Source organism: Pseudomonas aegrilactucae (genome assembly GCF_019168305.1).
Lineage (GTDB): Bacteria > Pseudomonadota > Gammaproteobacteria > Pseudomonadales > Pseudomonadaceae > Aquipseudomonas > Aquipseudomonas aegrilactucae.
Map to the genome: position 1 here is coordinate 94,738 of NZ_JAHTBI010000008.1, position 20,799 is coordinate 115,536.

The window sequence follows — 20,799 nt, forward strand, 5'->3', positions numbered from 1 at the left end:
GCATGCGTTGCCTGCAGGGGCCGGCCGTGCCGGCAACGCGGCACATCAGTCGATCATGGGCACATGCCGCGGGTGCGACGCCACGCGATCGAGCCAGGCCTGAATACTGGGGTAGTCATCGAGCTTGAACCCGCCCTCATGGGCCACATGGGTATAGGCGTACAACGCCACATCGGCAATCGAGTACTGCTCGCCCACCAGGTAAGGCGTGAACTGAAGCTGCTTCTCCATCACCTTCAGGGCCTTGTGCCCGCCCTTCTGCAACCCCTTGTACTCTTCGACACGATCCTCCGGCATGCCCAGATAGCACTGGATGAACCGCGCCACTGCAATGTACGGCTCATGGCTGTACTGCTCGAAGAACTGCCATTGCAGCACCTGGGTGCGCAGGCGCGGCTCGCCGGGCAGGAACAGGCTGCCGTCGGCCAGGTAGTTGAGAATCGCATTGGACTCCCACAGGTAGGTCCCGTCTTCAAGCGCCAGCACCGGCACCTTGGCGTTGGGATTCATGGCGAGAAACTCGGGTGTTTCAGTCTCGCCGTCAAGGATGTTCACGGCGTGCCACTCGTACGGCAGATCGAGCAAATGCAGCATCAACTTGACCTTGTAGCAGTTGCCTGACTGGTAGTCCCCGTAGACCTTGTACATTGCTCCCCCTGTTCAATGCTGAAACGAAACGCCCTGCATAGTTGGCGACTGTACGGCTAAATACAATGGTTGCTGTATGACATAACCCGGTGTATCGCAGGGTAGTCTGAAAAATCTGCTTACACCTGCACAAGGATTGCACCATGCCCCACGCCACCCCCACGCAGTTGCGCCCACTGGCCGATTCCTCACCTTCCGCGGTGGTGGCCGGCTTTATCGCCATGCTCACCGGGTACACCAGCTCGCTGGTGCTGATGTTTCAGGCGGGCCAGGCAGCCGGCCTGACCACCGCGCAGATTTCTTCGTGGATCTGGGCGCTGTCGATTGGCATGGCGGTGTGCAGCATTGGCCTGTCGCTGCGCTATCGCACCCCGATCACGGTGGCCTGGTCGACGCCGGGGGCGGCGCTGCTGATCACCAGCCTGGGCGGGGTCAGCTATGGCGAAGCAATCGGCGCCTACATCACCTGCGCGGTACTGGTGGTGATCTGCGGCCTGACCGGCAGCTTCGAACGACTGGTACGGCGTATCCCCGCCTCACTGGCCTCGGCATTGCTGGCCGGCATCCTGTTCAAGATCGGCAGCGAGATCTTCATCGCTGCCCAGCACCGCACCACGCTGGTACTGGGCATGTTCTTCAGCTACCTGCTGATCAAGCGGGTATCGCCACGCTATGCGGTACTCACCGCGCTGGTGGTAGGCACGGCACTGGCGGGCGGCATGGGCCTGCTGGACTTCAGCGGCTTCAGCCTGGAAGTGGCGACACCGGTGTGGACTACGCCGACGTTCTCGCTGGCGGCGACCATCAGCATCGGCATCCCGCTGTTTGTGGTGGCGATGACCTCGCAGAACATGCCAGGGGTTGCCGTGCTGCGCACCGACGGCTATCAGGTGCCCGCCTCGCCGCTGATTTCAGTGACCGGCTTTGCCTCGCTGCTGCTGGCCCCATTCGGCTCCCACGGTATCAACCTTGCGGCGATCAGCGCCGCCATCTGCACCGGCCCACACGCCCACGAAGACCCGAACAAGCGCTATACCGCAGCAGTGTGGTGCGGGGTTTTCTATGGCATTGCCGGGGTGTTCGGGGCCACGCTGGCCGCGCTGTTTGCCGCGTTGCCCAAGGAACTGGTGCTGTCGATTGCCGCGCTGGCGCTGTTCGGTTCGATCATGAACGGCCTGACCGTGGCCATGAGCGAAGCCAGGGAGCGCGAGGCAGCGCTGATCACGTTCATGGTCACAGCCTCTGGCTTTACCCTGTTTTCGATTGGTTCGGCGTTCTGGGGGATTGTGGCGGGTGTGTTGACGCTGATGATTCTTAACTGGCGCAAGAACGCCTGACCCGTGCGGGAAGGCGCTATCGAACCGGGTGATGTTAGATGCCATGGTATATCACTGAAATCGATCATCCACCATTCGCCCCGAGGCACAACCTTGAAGATTCGCCACTGCGGGTCTATCAACAGGGTTTGCCCTTTCGAGAGAGCCTTGCCATGACTGCCCAGAACAATCGCCACTTTCTGCTGGCCAAACGCCCGACGGGCGCTGTGACCCGCGACGACTTCACCTTTGAGACCGTACCGGTGGGCGAACCTGGCCAGGGCCAGGTGCTGGTCAAGAACCTGTACCTGTCGCTGGACCCGGCCATGCGCGGCTGGATGAACGAAGGCAAGTCGTACATCGCACCAGTTGCTATTGGCCAGGTGATGCGGGCGTTGGGCGTGGGTGAAGTGGTGGCCTCGAAGCACCCGGGCTTTGCGGTGGGCGACCATGTCAACGGTGCTCTTGGCGTACAGGACTACTACCTGGGTGAGCCTCAGGGCTTCTACAAGGTCGACCCCGGACTGGTACCGCTGCCGCGCTACCTCTCGGCATTGGGCATGACCGGCATGACTGCCTACTTTGCGCTGCTGGACGTAGGCGCGCCCAAGGCGGGCGAGACGGTGGTGATCTCGGGGGCGGCGGGCGCGGTAGGCAGCATTGCCGGGCAGATCGCCAAGATCAAGGGATGCCGGGTGATAGGGATCGCGGGTGGCGCGCAGAAATGCCGGTACCTGGTCGAGGAACTGGGTTTTGATGGCGTCATCGACTACAAGGCTGAAGACGTGCAGCACGGGCTCAAGCGCGAATGCCCGAAAGGCGTGGACGTGTATTTCGACAACGTCGGCGGCGATATTCTCGACGCCGTCCTCAGCCGCCTGAACGTCAAGGCGCGGGTGGTGATCTGTGGAGCCATCAGCCAGTACAACAACAAGCAGGCGGTGAAAGGGCCGGCCAACTACCTGTCGCTGCTGGTCAATCGTGCGCGTATGGAGGGCTTCGTGGTGATGGACTATGCGGCCCGGTATGGCGAGGCCGGCAAGGAAATTGCCGGCTGGCTAGCCAGCGGCGTGCTCAAGAGCAAAGAGGACGTGGTGGAAGGTCTGGAGACCTTCCCCGAAACACTGCTGAAGCTGTTCAGCGGGGAGAACTTTGGCAAGCTGGTGTTGAAAGTCTGACGGTGTCGTCCTCCTTCGCCAGCAAGGCTGGCTGGCGAAGGGGGACGAGGGCTTAGCTGCGAATCTGCGCTACTACGCCAGCCAACGCCTGAGCCGGATCAGCCGCCTGGCTGATCGGGCGACCGATCACCAGGTAGTCGGAGCCGGCATCCAGCGCCTGGCGTGGCGTGAGAATACGGCGTTGATCGTCCTGTGCGCTGCCCGCCGGGCGAATACCCGGCGTCACCAGCTGCAGCGACGGATGCGCCGCCTTCAGCGCAGTGGCCTCCAGCGCAGAGCACACCAGCCCGTCCATACCGGCCTTCTCGGCCAGTGCCGCCAGGCGCAGCACCTGCTCTTGCGGTTCGATATCCAGGCCGATGCCGGCCAGGTCTTCGCGCTCCATGCTGGTCAATACGGTCACACCGATCAGCAACGGCTGTGGGCCGCTGCGCTGGGCCAGCACTTCACGGCAGGCCGACATCATGCGCAGGCCACCGGAGCAATGCACGTTGACCATCCACACGCCCATCTCCGCTGCGGCCTTCACGGCCATGGCGGTGGTGTTGGGGATATCGTGGAACTTGAGGTCCAGGAACACTTCGAAACCCTTGGCGCACAAGGTTTCAACGATGCCAGAAGCGCTGCTGGTGAACAGCTCCTTGCCGACCTTGACCCGGCACAGCGCGGGGTCCAACTGATCGGCCAGTTTCAGGGCGGCGTCACGGGTGGGGAAATCCAGGGCGACGATGATGGGCGTCTGACAGGCGGACATGGGCAGGCTCTCTGGGCAAGTCGAAATCGGCGCGCATTGTAGCCGATGCGCAGGCCCAATGGGGGCCGGTGATCGCGAATTCGCCGTGGGCGGGCGCGGCTCTTATACTTGAACCATCAGTGCAATTTTCGAGTCCAACCCCATAGAGGCGGCGCCATTCGCCGTCTATAAAGGAGAAGCACATGCCCTGGTATGCCTGGTTGATCTTGCTGGTTGCCATCGGCTCGATTGTCGGCGGCCTGATGATGCTGCGCGATACTGCGAAAAAGCTGCCATTGACCGATGAGCAGCTCAAGCGTGTGCATGAGCGTAATGCAGAAGCCGATGCGAAGGATGCGCAAGACCGATAAATGCGGGGCAAGCCGTTGAGCAAACCCTTCCAGCCCCGCCAGTACAACGGGTCGAGCAATGCCCGACCCGCCCGTCTTCCGGTCACTTGACCGTCAGCTTCTCCCGATTGCGCTCGATCAGCGCCTGTCCGATTCCTTTTACCTCAAGCAACTCGTCGATAGAGGCAAAGGCGCCGTTGGCCTCGCGGTAGGCCACGATCGCTTCGGCCTTGGCCTTGCCGATGCCTGCCAGCGAAGATTGCAGCGTAGCCGCATCGGCGCTGTTCAGGTTCACGCTGCCTGCGGCCATCTCGGCACTGACAATCGTAGGCGGCATATCCCCCCCCTGCCTTGCCGGGTGCCGCAAGCGACGGTAACGAGAACGCGCTGAGCAGCGCAAGCAGCAGGGAAACAAGAAAGGTATTGCGCATAACGGTGGCACTCCATGGTGGGTGAACTTGCAAAGGCAGCATTTCCTTGGCTGCCTGCAAAACCTAGCGGGTGAACCCACACAGATCCACCGTCAAGCGAAATTCGATTCAAACAAGATGTGAAAAAAATGTAAAAGCGCGTAGGAAATGTTACCGTTTTAGCCATCGAGAATTTCTTACAGTGGATGTGCTACGGTGCGCGAAGGGAAGAAAAAGCTGGTTGATGGATATCCGTTCACCTTTAAGCATCAGCGCTCCACACTCCATCTCAAAACCCCGGTCACAGCCTCCGTAGCCCAGGTTTACACCCAGCTCTTGAGCCAGAAACGTCAGGCTAAGCGGGTGAGTGCGCCCCTTTCCTCAGGGGAGGATGCACTCTTTGCCAAGCGCCAGGTACTTGAGACCCTGCCCAAGAAAATCCGCTTTGCCCGAGGTACGCGCAAGCGCTGCGGCATGTACGACTGGGCTATCGAGGAACTGGTCAATACCGCTGAAGCGCATCGACGCGGCGCGTGTGTACCTAGGGTCGTTGGCTATGGGTATACCAAGTCACGTCTCGGACTGATGAACGAGTTTTTCATCATCACGCAACTGCTGCAGAACTACACCGATGGTTATCAGTGGCTACTTGCCAGGCCCGAGGAGGCTGAGCAGGTGATTGGCGCGGCATTCGAGCTGCTGTTCTCACTCAATAGCAGCGGGATCTACCACATGGACCTGTGGGCGGCGAACGTGATGATGTGCAATGAAGGAATAGCCCCGACCTGCGCGATCGACCTGGAAAACTGCTTTTCTGCTACGCCGCCATTCCTGAGTGAAACGCTGGGTTTCCAGTTCGGTTTCTTCTACCGCCGGGAGGTCTATCGCAGCATCGACGAAAAGCGCTATGACGCGCTCGTGAGGCAGGCGCTGAATGCCTATCAAGACGTGGATCACCACAGGTTCAATGCCGTGTATGAGCAGGTCAAGCATCGCGATATCGGGCGAAAGGAGCGACGAGACGTATTTTCACATGGCCGGATAGGCCGAAGCTGAAGCCACACAAGCCGCTCTGGGCACGGCTGCAGACTTAAGCCAAAAGGCGGCCCGGTGCGCCCTGTTTTCACGCCAGTTCACTTCCAGCCGATTATTCTCAAGGGTACGCAGGTTGCCGGTATTTTCTTCGCACTCGCCGCATCTGGTTTCTTTTGACCTGAACACCAAAGGGCGCGACTTTGTCGTAGGCGATGTCCATGGGCATTTCGAGATGCTGGATGCCTTGATGGTCGAGGTTCAACTCCAACCGTCGGTCGACCGCGTATTTTGCACCGGCGACCTGATCGACCGGGGCCCCTGCTCGGAGGAGGTGCTGAACTGGCTGTCGCGCCCATGGTTCCACTCGGTTCGTGGCAACCACGAACAGATGGTGCTGGACTACATGTCCGGCAAAGGCGACGCGCCTCGCCACGCTCGCAACGGGGGCGCCTGGTTCTATGATCTGTCAGAAGAGCGCCAGCAGCAGATCGCAGCGGCACTTCGCACGATGCCCGTGGCGCTGCAAGTACAGGTGAGCGACAACAGCACAATCGGGGTAATACACGCAGAATGCCCTGGCTGGGAGAACGGCCTGAGCTGGCAAGATTCGACAAGGCTGTTGATATCCAGCCATCACCTCCAACAATCCACGGCACTGGTGCAAGCCATGTATGCGCGGGGTAAAATCCTACGCCAGGACGCGACGGTCATTTGCGGCGCCAGGACGGTGTACGTTGGCCACTCCACCGTCCCTCACGTGACTCGGCTTGGCAACGTGGTCTACCTCGATACAGGCTGCTCTTTTTCCGATGGTCACCTGAGCGCCATCGAAATAGCCAACGAACGCCTGTTCAGCGCTTATCCAGCGACGCCCATCAAGGGCAGTTGATCTACGCACAGCTGGCACTCAACCGTCCAGGCGCTTCTGCTGATGGACCCAGTCGACGATTTCGCCATCCGGCGTATAACCACTGACGGTGTCACGCAAAATCTTGCGTATACGCACGTAGTCATCCGCATTGATCGCCTGCCCGAGCGCCGTCAGCCGCTCCTTGAGCACATCCCAACTCAGGTAGTCCTCTACCGCACTCATGATCATCGGATGGCGTGTAGCCACGACATTGTCGCCGATCAACAACTCTTCATAGAGTTTTTCACCCGGCCGCAGCCCGGTAAATTCAATAGCGATATCACCATGGGGATTGCTGTCCGAGCACAGCGTCAGACCCGACAGATGAATCATTTTCTCCGCCAGTTCGACAATCTTTACCGGTTCTCCCATATCAAGCACGAAGACATCACCGCCCTGGCCCATGGAACCGGCCTGAATCACCAGTTGGGCAGCCTCGGGAATGGTCATGAAGTAACGGGTGATCTTGGGATGGGTCACCGTCAGCGGTCCACCCGACTTGATCTGCTTGTAGAACAATGGAATGACCGAGCCGGACGAACCCAGTACATTGCCAAATCGGACCATGGTGAACCGGGTCTTGTTCACACGGGCCACATTGCTGCTGTCCTCGAAAAGCACCGGCGCAAGCTCGCGGCTCAATGCTTGCAGTATCATCTCTGCAAGGCGCTTGCTGCTACCCATCACATTCGTCGGTCGAACAGCCTTGTCGGTGGAAATAAGCACGAAATTGGGAACATGCGCCTGCACCGCCGCCTGCGCGGTACTCAACGTGCCCATGACATTGTTGAGGATGCCCTCGGCAATATTGTGCTCGACCATCGGGACATGCTTGTAGGCCGCGGCATGATACACCGTGTCCACCTGCCAGACTTTCATCAGGTCGAGCAACTTGGCCTGGTTGCGTACCGTTCCCAATATCGGCAGCAGCCGTGTGCAGGGCGACAACCGAGTCGCCTGCTGTTCCAGTTCCGAGAGGATGCTGTAGAGGTTGAACTCACTGTGCTCGAACAGCAGCAGCACCTTGGGTTTGAGTTCAAGGATCTGCCGACAAAGCTGCGAACCGATCGATCCTCCCGCACCAGTGACCAGCACCACCTTGCCGGTCACACAACGTTCAAGCAGGTCTTCCTGCGCCGGCACTGCATCACGCCCCAACAGGTCGCCTATATCCACTTCCTGAAGGTCGTCGACCTTGACCCGGCCACTGGCCAGGTCCATGAAGCCGGGAATACTTCTGACATGCAGTGACAAGCCTTCAAGGAAGCCCAGGATCTCACGTCGACGGCCTCGGGTTGCCGATGGAATCGCCAGCAGTACTTCCTGCGCTCCTGTGACCTCCATCATTTTCTGGATCTGGTGCGGCTTGAAGACTTTCAGCCCGGAAATGACTCGACCCGCAATACCACTGTCATCGTCCAGAAATGCCACTGGGCGCATCATCTTGCCCATGCGCAACGCCGCAACCAACTGGTTGCCTGCCGCACCGGCACCGTAGATGGCAACTTTAGGCAGGCCATCATCGCGACTGGTGAAGGGCACGTGCTGCGCCGCAGTGAACCAGTCACCGAGGAAATACTGCCGCATGGCCAGGCGCACGCCACCGATCATCACCAGGCTCAGCCACCAGTAGTTGAAGATGATCGAACGAGGGACTACGTTCTGGTGGTTGCTGTACCAGAACATCACGACCCCCAGCAGCAACGCCGACAAGCTTACCGCCTTGAAGATCGCGATCAGTGCATCATTGCCAAAATAGCGCATGACCGCCCGGTACATCCCGAAATAAGCGAACATCGGGATAGCGATCAACGGCGTGATCGCAAACAACCAATAGTGCTCGCGAACAGGATTGGCCAACCCCTCGATACCCAGTCGCACCACAAACGCCATCCACAGCGCGGCCCAGACGACCAGAACATCTGCCAGCACCTGGATGAGACGCTTCTGCCGTCGCGGCAAAGCCAGAAGTAACCTACGCAATTGTTCCATAATCCTTCAAATACCTAGCCAACCCGCTGAGTGTGGAGATTTTCTGCATACTGTCCCCATGCTTGCCACGCCAAGCTACTCAAGAGCGCCAGCGCGATACCTCAGGGCTAGCGCCACCAGTGGTACATAAGCGATCAATACCCCCAAAGCGCCGTCAAGATCCAGCAAGACCACACACACCGCGACAGGTAGCAACCAGCACACATTCAACCCGGCCATCGCCAGGGTGACCGGAAGATGCTGACCATACTCACGAGCGGCAAACTGGTAAGCGTGACTGCGGTGCGCGACGTAAACAGTATCCCCTCGGCACAAGCGTCTCAACAGAGTGAATGTCGCATCGACGATGAAGCCACCCAGCATGATCAGCCAGCACCAGAAAAACTGCTGCGAGCTCCAGGCCGCCTGCAATGACATCCCGCCCAGGATGATGCCGAGAAACCCGCTGCCGGCGTCGCCCATGAAGATGCGCGCGGGTGGAAAGTTCCAATACAGGAAACCGGCAACCGACATGCTCAGCAGAAGTGCCAGCACACTCAAATGCGTCGCGCCACCCAGCATGTACAACAGGCACATGCCCAAGCATACGGTAATAGCCTCGACACTGGCGATGCCATCGATGCCATCCATGAAGTTGTAGAGATTGAGCATCCAGACCAGGTAGAACACCCCCAGCAGCACGCCAATCCAGCCCAAGTCCAGCGGCAGCCCGAACACGACCAGCGGCGGGATGCCGCCCAACCAGCCCAGCAGCCAGCCTGCGGCAACAAAGTGCGCAACCAGACGCCACCGCACCGAGACGAGATCATGATCATCCATGAAGCCCAGGATTGCGATCAACGCCCCCGCACCGCCAAGCGCAATCAAAACCGATGGATCCTCGCTACCGAACACGGCCAACACAGCCAGCGACAGCAGAAAACTCAATACGATCGATACGCCGCCACCACGCGGCGTAGGTACGCTATGCGAACTGCGCATGTTGGGTACGTCAATCAAGCTCCTGGCCATTGCATAACGGCGCAAGCCAGCAGTGAGGACAAGAGAAACCAGTACGACCAGACACAGCCACCATGCACTCATTTACGACAATCTTCCTGATAATGCCGGGCCGTTGCCTTCAGTGCGGTATCAATTCCTACCGGAGGCCTCCAACCCAGAACCGAGCGTGTTTTTTCGATGTCCACTTGCAAGGAACCACAAAGACGTTGAGCCAAGGCGCGCTTGCCGATCAACCCCGCCCCCATACGCAGCAAGGACTGTGGAATCGGCAACAGGCGCGACGGCCGGTTCAAGGCCCGTGCGATGTTGCGCAGTAGGTCGCAGGTGGACACATCCTCACCGTCGCTCACCAGGAAGGTCTGGTTGGCAGCACGCGGGTGGTGCATACAGACCTCGATCAGATCGACCAGATTGTCGATCGCTACCAGGCTGCGGCGATTGTCGATCGCACCGAAAGGCAATGGTACCCCCCTCTCGACCCAGCGCATCATCGAGAGGAAATTGGCCTTCACCCCCGGCCCATAGACAAGCACGGGACGAATGATCACCACCTCCATCCCGGTTTCACGCCCCACCTCATGCAGCCCCTGCTCAGCCTCCAGCTTTGAAATCCCGTACGCATCGCCGGGGGCGGGCACATCGTCGGCGCAATAAGGGTGCCCACGCTCCGTCCCCTCACCATTGACCTTGATCGAACTGAGGAAAATGAATCGCTTTACCCCGGCTGCGGCGGCATGTCGCGCGAGTGCCAGGGTGCCCTCGACATTGACTCGACGAAAAGCGGCAAGCGCATCGCGCTGCGCATCCTTCATCACATGCACTCGCGCGGCGCAATGGATGACGACATCGTGCCCGGTCAGCCCGGCGACCCAATCTCGATGATCATCGAACCGCTCAAACCCGAACACCGCAACCGACGAATCGAGAGGCTTGGCATCGGGACGCAAGGCGGCCGTGACGCTGCAGCCCCTGGCTATCAGGCGCTGCAGCAGGGTACGCCCGATAAATCCCGAAGCCCCCGTGAGAAATATCGACGGTGGTGTCATGTGAGCATCCCGCATAGCAACACCGACACAGCACGCTTACTGACCGAGAAACCGCGGACGACATCGTTGACAGGCCTGGTCTTCAAGCATAAATACGGTGTTGCATCAGGTGCATGCAGTTTTTCTTCAGCCATTGTGATCAACCGGTATATCGGCACGTCGCTCAAGCGCGTATACCGCCAGTTCCCAATCATCGGGAGTATCGATATCCAGGGACTCGATCGGCTCGGCAATCACCAAAGGCAGGACGCCAGGCCCCACGAATCGCCTTTGCTGACGAAGGGTGCCAGGGGAAATCAGGTAAATGGAGCCGTTGAGCGCAAAGGCCGGCTGCAGATCCTGAGAGCGATGGGTCAACTGTTCCCACCCCAGGAACGGCTCCAGCGAATCGCCTTCGAGTTTGAAACTCCATGCGGGGTGGGCAGTAGCCGAACACACACTGACCACTGGCCGCCGGTTACTACCCTCGAAAAGCGCAACCGCCTGACGAATCGACGCCACGGTGCGAAAGGGTGACGTGGGTTGAAGCAACATGACGCCCTCCACCTCGCCATGACGTGCCTCATAGTCGTCCAGCACCTGAAGCACCACCTCGACGCTACCTGCAGTGTCCGTCGCAAGGTGGGCAGGGCGCAACCCGGGCACATGAGCACCGAAGCCCTGCGCTACACGGGCAATCGCCGGATCGTCCGTAGAGACAATCGTCTCGACAAAGACCTTGCTCTGCAAGGCCGCCTCGACCGTCCAGGCAATCAGCGGGCGCCCGTCAAGAAGCTTGATGTTCTTGCCTGGCAGCCGCTTGGAGCCACCCCGGGCAGGGATGATGGCAAGGATCTTCATTTCGACGCCACGAAACGGCTTAACATCGAGAGGCCGACCTTGCCGCTCTTTTCCGGGTGGAACTGCGCGCCACAGATATTATCCCTGGCCACCACCGCGGCAATGGCCGTATCGCCATACTGGCAATCAGCTATACGGTGTTCGGCGGCGCGGGGCACGGCCATGTAAGAGTGTACAAAGTAAACCGCACTGTTTCGGGGGTCGATGGACTCCAGCAGGGTGCCTTCCCACGCACTGCGCGCCTGCGGGAAAACCAGGCTGGACCAGCCGATGTGCGGCACCTTCAGCGCAGCCCCCGAATGATCCTGGGCGGGTATCGCCTCGACAGTACCCGCAATCAACCCCAACCCTTCGCAGTGGCCAAACTCATCGCTGCTATCGAGCAGCATCTGCATGCCCAGGCAAATGCCGAACAGCGGGGCGCCCGAGGCAGCATAGGCCTTGATCGCCTCGTCCATCCCGTTTGCACTCAACTGACGCATGGCATCTGCAAACGCACCGACACCCGGCAGCAGCACCTTGGAGGCATGCTTGAGCGCCTGGGGATCGGATACCAACCTGACCGTCGCGCCACAATGCTCAAGTGCTTTCTGCACGCTGAACAGGTTACCGACCCCATAATCAATAACGGTAACTACATTACTCATACCTGCGCACCCGGATTCCCGCTGCCGAAACATCGTTGCGAATATCGACCAAAGCGGCCCGCTTGTAGTGCAAGATGTCGGCCATCGCAACGGCATCCGCACCTTTGCCAACCACCTTGACGGCATCCTGGGCGCTGCCCATTCCGCCACTGGCGATGACGGGAATGCCCACCGCTTCAGTAACGGCCTGCACCAGCTCCAGATCGAAACCCTTGCGCGTACCTTCCTGATCCACGGATGTCAGCAGTATTTCCCCGGCACCCAGCGACGCACCTTCACGCGCCCACTGCACCACATCACGCCCGGTGCTTTCGCGGCCATTGTCGGTAAACACCTCCCAACGCCCCGCCGCCACGCGCTTTGCCTCGATCGAAAGCACCATGCACTGGCTGCCGAAGCGACGAGCAATCTCGCTGATCAGCGTAGGGTTGCCCACGGCCGCCGTATTCACGGCGACCTTGTCTGCACCGCAACGCAACAAATGAGCAACATCCTCGACCGAGCGCACGCCGCCGCCGACGGTCATTGGAATGAACACGTTCTCGGCGGTGGCGCGGATCAGGTCCCCCAGACTGTTGCGCCCGTACAGGCTCGCCACACAATCCATGTAGATAAGCTCGTCGATACCCTGCTCGTAGTAGCGCAGGGCATGTTCGTTTGGCGAACCGATGATGCGCAGCCCTTCAAGGTGAATACCCTTGATCAGGTTGGCCCCCTTTACATCAAGGCGGGCAATCAGTCGCGTGTTGCTCATTCAGCACTGCCCTGCGGGTTCCAGGGGGTGTAACGCAGCTTCCACTCGCCATCGACGACGTGCCACAGATGCGGCGAACGGAAACGGTCGCAGGTCGCAAGAAACTCTTCACGCGTCATGCTGATGTAGTCCAGGAACTCTTTTTCGTAGCGCGCAGGGTATTCGCCTTCATACCGCTGCATCAGCGCCATGGCTTCGTGCTTGTCGATATGGTGGTTACGGATTTCCTGAGCGGAATCCATCATCGAGCGCCCCACACCGAACTTGATCCAACGGGTGAAGTAGAAGAAACCGTCAACCTTGTCATCCAGGCTGTTGTACTTGGAGTACGTGCCTTCGGTACGAACGGGGTTGGCTTCGAAACCTGTGTGCTCGACCGCGTAGTAATAGGCCTCCTGCGGGACCCACTTCTTGTAGTAGCCCAGGTACTTGAACTCGATACCTTTGCGTTCCAGCACCTCAGGCGCCATCGGCAGGTAGCTGGCGAGGTCGACCATCGGCACGCCTTCATCCAGATACTCGCCGATCGGCTTGCCGCCGAGGAAGATATCGCGAATGTCGCGGCCCCCCAGGTAATCCAGGGAGAAGCCCTCGCTTTCGGCGACATCGCTGGCGCCTGCATAGCTGGAGGTCTTGTGCGAAATTTTCTCGCCGTACTCGCCTGGCATTTCCCCGTAAAAAATCAGCGGGATATTGAGCTTGGCGGCCATCTTGGCGACAAAGGTCTTCTGCCCCAGGATAAACGGCTGAAACGGGTGCAGCAGGTTGATCGTTGCATTGCGCGTCAGCAGGCGATGGATCTTGCCGTTGGGCGTATACAGGAAGTTGTCGAAGCCACCGACATGCAACCAGTTCTGGAAGTTTTTCCAGCCGATATCGGTATACAGGTGCGGCGACCAGGTCACCGTCAGCGGGTTCATGCCGTACTTGTACTTCAGCAGGTGGGACTGCATCGCGCTGTCCTTGCCACCGCTGCCACCCACGATGCAATCGTAGCTACCGTCGTTCTTGCGGTATTGATTGCACAATTCGATCAGTTCGCGCTCGCGCTCATCCCAATCGATCTCGCCGGTTTCCTTGAGCTTGTTGAAGTTGCAGGCGTGGCACACACCCTGCTCGTCGAACGTCAGCGTCGTCTTGGTAGAGCTGTTGCTGTGCGCGTACTCATTGCTCGACATGGGCTGCTGGTTGGACATGTTGCAGATCGTGCAAAACTTGACGTCTCGCGGCAGCCCGTAGAAAACTTCCAGCTCGCCTTTGGGTGCGGCAAACTTGGAAAGGTCTATCGTTGAGCTTGGGGAAATTTTCAAAAAACCAGTCTCCAATTGCGAATACAACAATCAAACAGGGTACTTGTTACGAGCCAATTGCAGGTCGTCAGGACGACCGACATCCAGCCAGGGCTCGTGCATCGGGTAAGCAATCGTACTGGCGCCTTTCTGCTGCACACGCTCGAACAGCGTAGGCATGTCACATTGGCCGCCCACGACGAGTTCATCGAGAACGGCGGGGGCCAGGACGTAGATACCGGCGTTTACATGAGTTCTATAGATAGGCTTTTCATCAAAGCCGACAATCTTTATGCCATCCGTTCGTATCACGCCGAACGGGTTCTGCCATTCATGCAGCCTTACCGCCATTGTTGCCATTGCGCCATGCCGAAGGTGGAAGTCAAGCATCTCGCCATAGCGTATATCCGTCAGCACATCACCATTGGTGACCACAAACGGCAGCGTTGGACGCGGCGCCAGGAGGCTGATCGCGCCCGCGGTACCAAGCGGAGAGTCTTCGTGAAGATAAGCTATCTTCACGCCCCACTTGTGGCCATCGCCAAAGTAGTCCTCGATCATATGCCCCAGGTAGTGCACAGACACGATGAAATTGACAAAGCCGTCTGCTTTCGCACGCTCGATGATAAGTTCGAGGATCGGTTTGCCACCCACCGGCAACATCGGTTTGGGGCAGTCTTCGGTAAGTGGCAGCAAGCGCTTGCCCAGCCCACCGGCCATGATCACCATCGTGTGTTCGCGATCAACAGGCTCGAGCACTTCGTCCCACAGGTGCAGGCCGATGACATGCCGCTCGCTGTCGACGATCGGAAGCTGGTGAATCTTGTTGGCGTGCATCAGGTCCAGAACCAGCTCACGCGCCATATCGGGCGGCACCACCAGTGGGCTGAGCGCCATGATCTGCTCAACCGGGCTATCCAGGTTCAGGCCCCGCAGCAGGCCACGCCGGACATCGCCGTCCGTGACACTGCCCTGCAGGCGTCCCTCAGGGCAGACCACAAGCGTGATCTGCAATCCCGAAGCGTCCAGATTGCTGATCGCCTGTTGAATACTTGAACCTTGGGCAAGCAGTACATTGCGCCATAGTTGCTGATCTAGTGGTTTCATGTCTTCTCTTGCCGACTCAGGTATTTCGATTCATTGATGCGTACTGGCGCACTCATTACCACCTGCCCTGCAGGCAGGTCCTTTACCAAGGTGGTGCCCGCCCCCACTATGCCGCCCTTACCTACCGACACGCCTGGCAGGGTAATGGAACCGGCTCCAATGAAGGACTCACTCGCCACATTGACCGCGCCGCACAGCACGGCAGACGGGGCAAGGTGCACATGACCGCCGATTATACAGTCGTGATCGATTCTGACCCCGGTATTTATGATCGCGTTGACGCCAATCGTGGTATCGGCCTGGATAATCACGCCGGCCATGACCTGCGCCCCGTCGCCCAACTGGACACTCGCATCAACCCAGGCAGCGGGATGAACCAGTGCTGGAAAGTGGAAACCTCGTGCGGTGAACTTCAAAAACATGTCCTGGCGAAGCGAAGAACCGAGCACCTGCCCAATGCCGTTGACCAGCCCGACCTGCTCCACGTCGAACTGGTCGAGCGCTTCGTCGCCCCCCAGCACATCCACACCACGCCAGGAGGTGACCGAGGCTGCTGCCAGCGCGGGATCGCACACCCCGAGCACATTGGCACCGATGGCCCGCAGCAGCGACAACAACACCTTGGCATGACCACCTGCCCCAAGCAGAAGCACCGGGCGCGATGAACCTTGCGGTTGCGCGGGTATCATTCAACCGCCTCGCCCGCCTGATAGGCGCGCGCCGCGACTTCACCGACCAACCCCCACAAGGCAGTTGCCGGCAGCCCTGCACCGCAGCGCGCAGTGGCCAGATCCGCGCGGGAAAATCGTTCGCCGACGGCGATATCACGGGTGACCACCACCTGCTGGCGCGCGGCCTTGCGGGTATCCCACTCGCTGGGCTGTGGCGACTTGGCGGGCAACCCCAGCGCCTGCTCCAGAGCACGAATCTGCGCAACCATCTCGGCAAGCTCGGCCGGTTCCAGAGAAGCCTTGTGATCCGGTCCGGGCATCGAACGATCCAGGGTGAAGTGTTTTTCGATCACTCGCGCCCCGCGGGCGACAGCCGCCACCGGAATCAACAACCCCTGGGTATGATCCGAGTAGCCAACCTCCAGGCCGAACGCCTGCTGCAGCGTATCCATCGCCCGCAGGTTCACCTCCGTCAGCGGGGTTGGATACTGGGAGGTGCAGTGAAGCAAGGTCACGTGCCCCAACAGACGCGCTCGCGCCTGCGCATCGCTCCAGCATCGCCACACCTGGTCCAGGTCGACAGGCTCCTGATCATTGGCCAGAGCATGCGCAATGATGGCCAGGCCCTGCTCGACCTCGCTCAACGTCGCCATGCCGGTGGAAAGAATCAACGGCTTGCCCGTGCGCGCAAACTGCCACAGCAACGGGCCATTGGTCAGCTCACCGGAGGGTATCTTGAAGAACGGTATGCCCAGCGTACACAGGAAGTCGAGGCTGTCGCCGTCAAAAGCGGTACTGATGAACTCGATCCCCTTGGCCTTCGCATGCGCCTGCAAATCCGCGTGCCATGCCCTGGGCAACTCCAGCTTCTGGAGCATGGCCAACTGGCTTTCGGCCGCATCGGTGGTCTTTTGCTGGTAGAGCGCCTTGGGCGCCGTTGCAGAGGCCAGCTTGCGCGCATCGAAGGTTTGAAACTTCACCGCATCGGCGCCTGCACTCGCCGCCAGCTCCACCAGCTCGAACGCGAGGTCGCGCTGGCCGTTATGGTTAACGCCCGCCTCAGCGATGATGTACACGCCATTTTTGCCTGCTGATTTCATACGTCAACTCAAATCATGGAATGTCTTGTGACCCGAGACGTCACAGGTTTCAAGGATGCGCACAATGGCGCTTGCGGCATCGCCCTGCCCATAGGGATTTGACGTCTGCCGACTTGCCTGGGCGAACGGCTCGCTCAGGGCCAGCGCCAGGGCTGACACGATCGCCTGCTTGTCCGCCGCGCAATGCAACACCGAGTCCGCACTCAACCGGCCGGCCTGCCTGCTGCCGATATTGACCGTGGGTACGCCGAACGACGGAACCTCGATAATACCGCTCGATGAGTTGCCCACGACAGCCGCTGCACGCTTGACCACACTCAGGTAACGCCGAAACCCGAGAGAAGGGATAGCCAGCACCCGCCCAGGGTTACGCGCGGCGAACTGCTCGATCAACGGAATGATCGCCCGCCCGCCATTATCGGCATTCGGATACGTGATCACTACGCGATACGCAGCAAATGCGTCCAGGGCCTGTAACAGCGCCTCGAAGCTGTTTACCGGATCCTCTTCAAGCAAGGTCACAGGATGATAGGTCACCAGCAAAAAGGGCGCGGAAATATCGAAGCCAAGGCTTTCGCACAGTGCCTGCAACGGCATATCCGGCGTGCGCGTGAGGTGGTCGAGACCAACAGCGCCTACGTTGAACACACGCTCCGGGGATTCACCCATCTGGATGACACGCTTGCGGTAAGGCTGCGCAGCCACGAAATGCAGAAACGCCATTTTGCTGATCGCGTGACGAATGGCATCATCATAGGCGCCCTCGGTGAGCTCCCCGCCGTGCAGATGCGCGATCGGGATGCGCATGATCAGCGCCGCCTGGCAGATGCTCAATGCCTCGAAACGGTCGCCCAGCACGACCAGCAGGTCCGGGCGCAAGCGATCCAGGGCATCGGCGAAACCCAGCACCCCCAAGCCCATCGACTTGACCGTCCCCACATCCGTGTTCGACGACAGCAACATCTCGACCTTGGCATCGATCTCAAAGCCGTCCTGGACGATCTGCTGCCAGGTATCACCGAACTCGGGGGACAGATGCATGCAACTGACGATAAGTTGCAAATCCAGTTGATCGCTTTGCTGGATCTCCTTCATCAGCCAGTACAGCAGGCCATACTCGGCCCGCGTGCCGGTAAAGACGGCAACCCGGCGCGTCATTTGCCCCCCTGGGGAGGCACACTGCTGGGCAGATTGACCACGCGCGCTTCAAGCCACTGCGCGGTACTCAGATCGCCTTTGACACAGTGCTGATACGCCGGCAGACGGTTCATCAGCGCCCAGATCGGACGCGTCATCACACCGCGCTCATTCGTGGCCTTGAGCAGTGCATCGCGCTGAGCACGATCCTCGCAGATGACCGCGTTGAGCCAGTAGTTGGAGCGGCAACCTTGCGGCTCTGTGACAAACTCAAGGTCGCTGCCCTGCAGCGCCTCCTTGTAGCACATCGCCAATCGACGCTTGGCTGCCAGGAAACCATCGAGCTGCTCGAGCTGAGCGCACCCAAGCGCCGCATTCAGGTTGGGCAAGCGATAGTTGTAGCCAACTTCGTCATGGACATACTCATAGGCATGCGGTTGCTTGGCGGTTGTCGTCAGGTGCTTGGCCTTGGCCCCCAGGCTCTCGCTGGTCAGCAGCATGCCGCCACCGCCCGTGGTGATCACCTTGTTGCCGTTGAAGCTCAACGTGCCGACCAGCCCGAAGGTCCCGGTATGACGCCCCTCGTAGGTGCTGCCCAGCGACTCGGCGGCGTCCTCAACCAGTGCCAGGTTCCAACGCTTGCAGACTGCCATCAGTTCATTCAGTGCAACAGGGTGACCAAAGGTGTGCATCGGCAGACAGGCACGCAGGACTCTTCCATCCTCACGCAGCCGGCAAAGGCCATCCTCGCCGATCACAGCCTGCGCATCGAGCCACTGCTCCAGCGCTGCCGGCGACAGCCCCAGCGTTTCACGATCGACATCCACGAAAACCGGCTCGGCCCCGCAGTAAGCGATAGCGTTACAGGTCGCGACGAAGGTCAACGACTGGGTGATGACCAGTTCACCAGTCTTTACCCCCGCCAGCAACAAGGCAATGTGCAGGGCCGCAGTACCGTTGACCGTCGCCACCGCACGCGGGCTGCCGGTATAGACTTGCATGTCATGTTCGAAGCGGTCTACGAACGCCCCCACACTGGACACGAACGTGGACGCAATGGTGTCGCTCACATACTGCTGTTCATTACCCGCAAACACCGGTGCGTGCAGCGGGATAAATTCTTGAGTGCCGTATTGATCGCGCACAAACTTGACAAGCGAGTCGTACATACCCGACCTCAGACGTTATAAATGTTGGCTTTGTATTTGGCCAAGTTTTGGGGCTGGGTGAACCATTCGACCGTTTTTTCCAAACCCTGACGAATCGAGTATTCAGGCGTGAATCCGGTCAGGCCATTGATTTTGCTGTTGTCACACCACAGGCGGAACACTTCGGATTTTTCCGGCCGCATGCGTTGCGCGTCGGTGAGGAACTCGACATCACTGCCCATCAACTCGCGCACCAGGTTCAGCGTATCGGCCACTGAAATCTCGAAATTGGAACCGATGTTCACCACTTCGCCAACGGCCTGCTCGCAACGCGCCAACTCCAGGAAACCACGGCAGGTATCGGCCACGTAGTTGAAGTCTCGCGTAGGGGTGACATCCCCCAGTTTTATCTGCTTCTGGCCCGAGGCGATCTGGCTGATGATGGTCGGGATGACGGCACGCGCGGATTGGCGCGGACCATAGGTATTGAATGGGCGAGCAATCGTCAATGGCAGGTCGAAAGCGTTGTAGAAGCTCATCGCCATCGCGTCCGCACCGATTTTTGATGCACTATAGGGCGACTGCGCCTGCAGGGGATGCTTCTCGTCGATAGGCACATACTGCGCCGTACCGTAGACCTCACTGGTCGACGTGTGAATGACACGCTTGACGCCGTTTTCCATCGCCGCCTGGCAAATGTTCAAGGTACCTTTGACATTGGTATCGACGTAACTGTCCGGCGCGACATAAGAATAAGGAATGGCGATCAATGCGGCCAGATGGAAGATGATATCCACATCTTTGGTAATGTGCTTACAGTAGTGCGGGTCACGCACATCGCCGTTGAGCACTTCAATGCTGGACAAGCACTCTACGTCCTCCAGCCATCCCCAATAGTTGAAAGAGTTGTATTGAGAGAGCGCCTTGACCTTGTAGCCTTCACGCACAAGCAACTCGGTCAGATGCGAACCGATGAAACCATCGGCACCGGTCACTAAAACTGTAGTCATCATTTAACCCTTTAACGTGTTGGCCTCGAACCCTGACGGGTGAAGCGCAAAAAACGAATAAACCTTTCCTACCCAACGCTGCGCACCCCACGTATGCCGGAGGGCACCACGATGCCTCTGGAACGCCGGTTCCAGCCACCTGCGCAGGTGGGCACTGGCCATTGAGCATGTGATTTGCACAACTGTGAAGCATCTGCATGCCGTGCGCAACATCGAGGCGCGAGAACGGGCACGCCCTGTAAAGGGCTGACTGCAGATTACGTTCGGGGGGCTTCAGGCCGTGTTCATGGGAGCACACCAGGTAACCGAGCCATGGACTCCACGTTCTTGATGAGCGCAAGAAACGCCCCCCGCTACCACGCGCTGCCGCCCACTTCGCTGCACGGGCTGCCGGACCGCCCCCTGGGAGCCTCGTCCCGACGCTTCAATCAACTGAGCGCGGCTTTCATCACAGTGGGTAGACGGGAAAATTGCTG

Annotated in this window: 20 protein-coding genes and 1 pseudogene; 5 read left to right on the plus strand and 16 right to left on the minus strand. The window is 59.4% G+C overall.

Going from position 1 to position 20,799, the window contains the following annotated elements; genetic code table 11:
- Positions 1 to 45: 45 nt before the first annotated feature.
- Positions 46 to 648, minus strand: coding sequence for a glutathione S-transferase family protein (locus tag KUO17_RS02525; RefSeq protein WP_217973463.1), 603 nt, complete (start codon positions 646 to 648; stop codon positions 46 to 48).
- 143 nt (positions 649 to 791) lie between these two features.
- On the opposite strand from KUO17_RS02525, the gene KUO17_RS02530 reads away from it, so the two are divergent.
- On the plus strand, positions 792 to 1,985 hold the full coding sequence (locus tag KUO17_RS02530) for a benzoate/H(+) symporter BenE family transporter (RefSeq protein ID WP_217973464.1): 1,194 nt from the start codon (positions 792 to 794) through the stop codon (positions 1,983 to 1,985).
- Positions 1,986 to 2,137: 152 nt separating this feature from the next.
- Positions 2,138 to 3,142: an NADP-dependent oxidoreductase gene (locus KUO17_RS02535; protein ID WP_217973465.1), complete on the plus strand. Its 1,005-nt coding sequence runs from the start codon at positions 2,138 to 2,140 to the stop codon at positions 3,140 to 3,142.
- A gap of 52 nt (positions 3,143 to 3,194) precedes the next feature.
- Here the strand turns inward: KUO17_RS02535 and pyrF are convergent, their stop codons facing one another.
- Positions 3,195 to 3,896 (minus strand): orotidine-5'-phosphate decarboxylase, encoded by a 702-nt coding sequence (pyrF, locus tag KUO17_RS02540; RefSeq protein WP_217973466.1) that lies wholly within the window; start codon positions 3,894 to 3,896, stop codon positions 3,195 to 3,197.
- 182 nt (positions 3,897 to 4,078) lie between these two features.
- On the opposite strand from pyrF, the gene KUO17_RS02545 reads away from it, so the two are divergent.
- Positions 4,079 to 4,246, plus strand: a complete 168-nt coding sequence (locus tag KUO17_RS02545) for a DUF2897 family protein (RefSeq protein ID WP_217973467.1) — start codon at positions 4,079 to 4,081, stop codon at positions 4,244 to 4,246.
- Positions 4,247 to 4,328: 82 nt separating this feature from the next.
- Here the strand turns inward: KUO17_RS02545 and KUO17_RS02550 are convergent.
- Positions 4,329 to 4,656, minus strand: a pseudogene (locus tag KUO17_RS02550) (ComEA family DNA-binding protein).
- A gap of 195 nt (positions 4,657 to 4,851) precedes the next feature.
- Between KUO17_RS02550 and KUO17_RS02555 the strand changes: the two are divergent.
- Positions 4,852 to 5,691 carry a lipopolysaccharide kinase InaA family protein gene (locus KUO17_RS02555; protein ID WP_217973468.1) on the plus strand — a complete coding sequence of 280 codons (840 nt, stop codon included), beginning with the start codon at positions 4,852 to 4,854 and terminating at the stop codon, positions 5,689 to 5,691.
- 112 nt (positions 5,692 to 5,803) lie between these two features.
- Entirely contained in the window at positions 5,804 to 6,559 is a 756-nt protein-coding gene (locus tag KUO17_RS02560) for a metallophosphoesterase (RefSeq protein ID WP_255263359.1), read from the plus strand.
- An 18-nt stretch (positions 6,560 to 6,577) separates the two neighbouring features.
- On the opposite strand, the gene KUO17_RS02565 is transcribed toward KUO17_RS02560, so the two are convergent.
- From KUO17_RS02565 to KUO17_RS02625, 13 genes are all read right to left on the minus strand, one after another.
- Positions 6,578 to 8,572, minus strand: a complete 1,995-nt coding sequence (locus tag KUO17_RS02565; RefSeq protein WP_217973469.1) for a polysaccharide biosynthesis protein — start codon at positions 8,570 to 8,572, stop codon at positions 6,578 to 6,580.
- A 75-nt stretch (positions 8,573 to 8,647) separates the two neighbouring features.
- Positions 8,648 to 9,655, minus strand: a complete 1,008-nt coding sequence (locus KUO17_RS02570) for an MraY family glycosyltransferase (protein WP_217973470.1) — start codon at positions 9,653 to 9,655, stop codon at positions 8,648 to 8,650.
- Positions 9,652 to 10,620: a UDP-glucose 4-epimerase family protein gene (locus tag KUO17_RS02575; RefSeq protein ID WP_217973471.1), complete on the minus strand. Its 969-nt coding sequence runs from the start codon at positions 10,618 to 10,620 to the stop codon at positions 9,652 to 9,654. The genes KUO17_RS02570 and KUO17_RS02575 overlap by 4 nt, the downstream gene beginning before the upstream one ends.
- 126 nt (positions 10,621 to 10,746) lie before the next feature.
- A complete protein-coding gene (locus KUO17_RS02580) occupies positions 10,747 to 11,460 on the minus strand; it encodes an acylneuraminate cytidylyltransferase family protein (protein ID WP_217973472.1) in 714 nt (237 codons plus the stop codon).
- Positions 11,457 to 12,107, minus strand: a complete 651-nt coding sequence (hisH, locus tag KUO17_RS02585; protein ID WP_217973473.1) for an imidazole glycerol phosphate synthase subunit HisH — start codon at positions 12,105 to 12,107, stop codon at positions 11,457 to 11,459. Before hisH ends, KUO17_RS02580 begins: the two co-directional genes overlap by 4 nt.
- Positions 12,100 to 12,861 carry an imidazole glycerol phosphate synthase subunit HisF gene (hisF, locus tag KUO17_RS02590; RefSeq protein WP_163943787.1) on the minus strand — a complete coding sequence of 254 codons (762 nt, stop codon included), beginning with the start codon at positions 12,859 to 12,861 and terminating at the stop codon, positions 12,100 to 12,102. Before hisF ends, hisH begins: the two co-directional genes overlap by 8 nt.
- Entirely contained in the window at positions 12,858 to 14,201 is a 1,344-nt protein-coding gene (locus KUO17_RS02595) for an N-acetyl sugar amidotransferase (protein WP_341869576.1), read from the minus strand. Before KUO17_RS02595 ends, hisF begins: the two co-directional genes overlap by 4 nt.
- Positions 14,202 to 15,257: a nucleotidyltransferase family protein gene (locus KUO17_RS02600; RefSeq protein ID WP_217973475.1), complete on the minus strand. Its 1,056-nt coding sequence runs from the start codon at positions 15,255 to 15,257 to the stop codon at positions 14,202 to 14,204.
- The gene (locus tag KUO17_RS02605; RefSeq protein ID WP_217973476.1) at positions 15,254 to 15,946 is read right to left on the minus strand and encodes an acetyltransferase; all 693 of its coding nucleotides are present in this window, start codon (positions 15,944 to 15,946) and stop codon (positions 15,254 to 15,256) included. Before KUO17_RS02605 ends, KUO17_RS02600 begins: the two co-directional genes overlap by 4 nt.
- Positions 15,943 to 17,004, minus strand: coding sequence for an N-acetylneuraminate synthase (gene neuB / locus KUO17_RS02610; RefSeq protein ID WP_341869577.1), 1,062 nt, complete (start codon positions 17,002 to 17,004; stop codon positions 15,943 to 15,945). The genes KUO17_RS02605 and neuB overlap by 4 nt, the downstream gene beginning before the upstream one ends.
- A gap of 27 nt (positions 17,005 to 17,031) precedes the next feature.
- Positions 17,032 to 18,186 carry a UDP-N-acetylglucosamine 2-epimerase gene (gene neuC / locus KUO17_RS02615; RefSeq protein WP_217973478.1) on the minus strand — a complete coding sequence of 385 codons (1,155 nt, stop codon included), beginning with the start codon at positions 18,184 to 18,186 and terminating at the stop codon, positions 17,032 to 17,034.
- Complete coding sequence (locus KUO17_RS02620) at positions 18,183 to 19,334, minus strand: LegC family aminotransferase (RefSeq protein WP_217973479.1); 1,152 nt, start codon at positions 19,332 to 19,334, stop codon at positions 18,183 to 18,185. Before KUO17_RS02620 ends, neuC begins: the two co-directional genes overlap by 4 nt.
- 8 nt (positions 19,335 to 19,342) lie before the next feature.
- Complete coding sequence (locus KUO17_RS02625) at positions 19,343 to 20,323, minus strand: NAD-dependent 4,6-dehydratase LegB (protein ID WP_217973480.1); 981 nt, start codon at positions 20,321 to 20,323, stop codon at positions 19,343 to 19,345.
- Between the last annotated feature and the right edge of the window lie 476 nt (positions 20,324 to 20,799).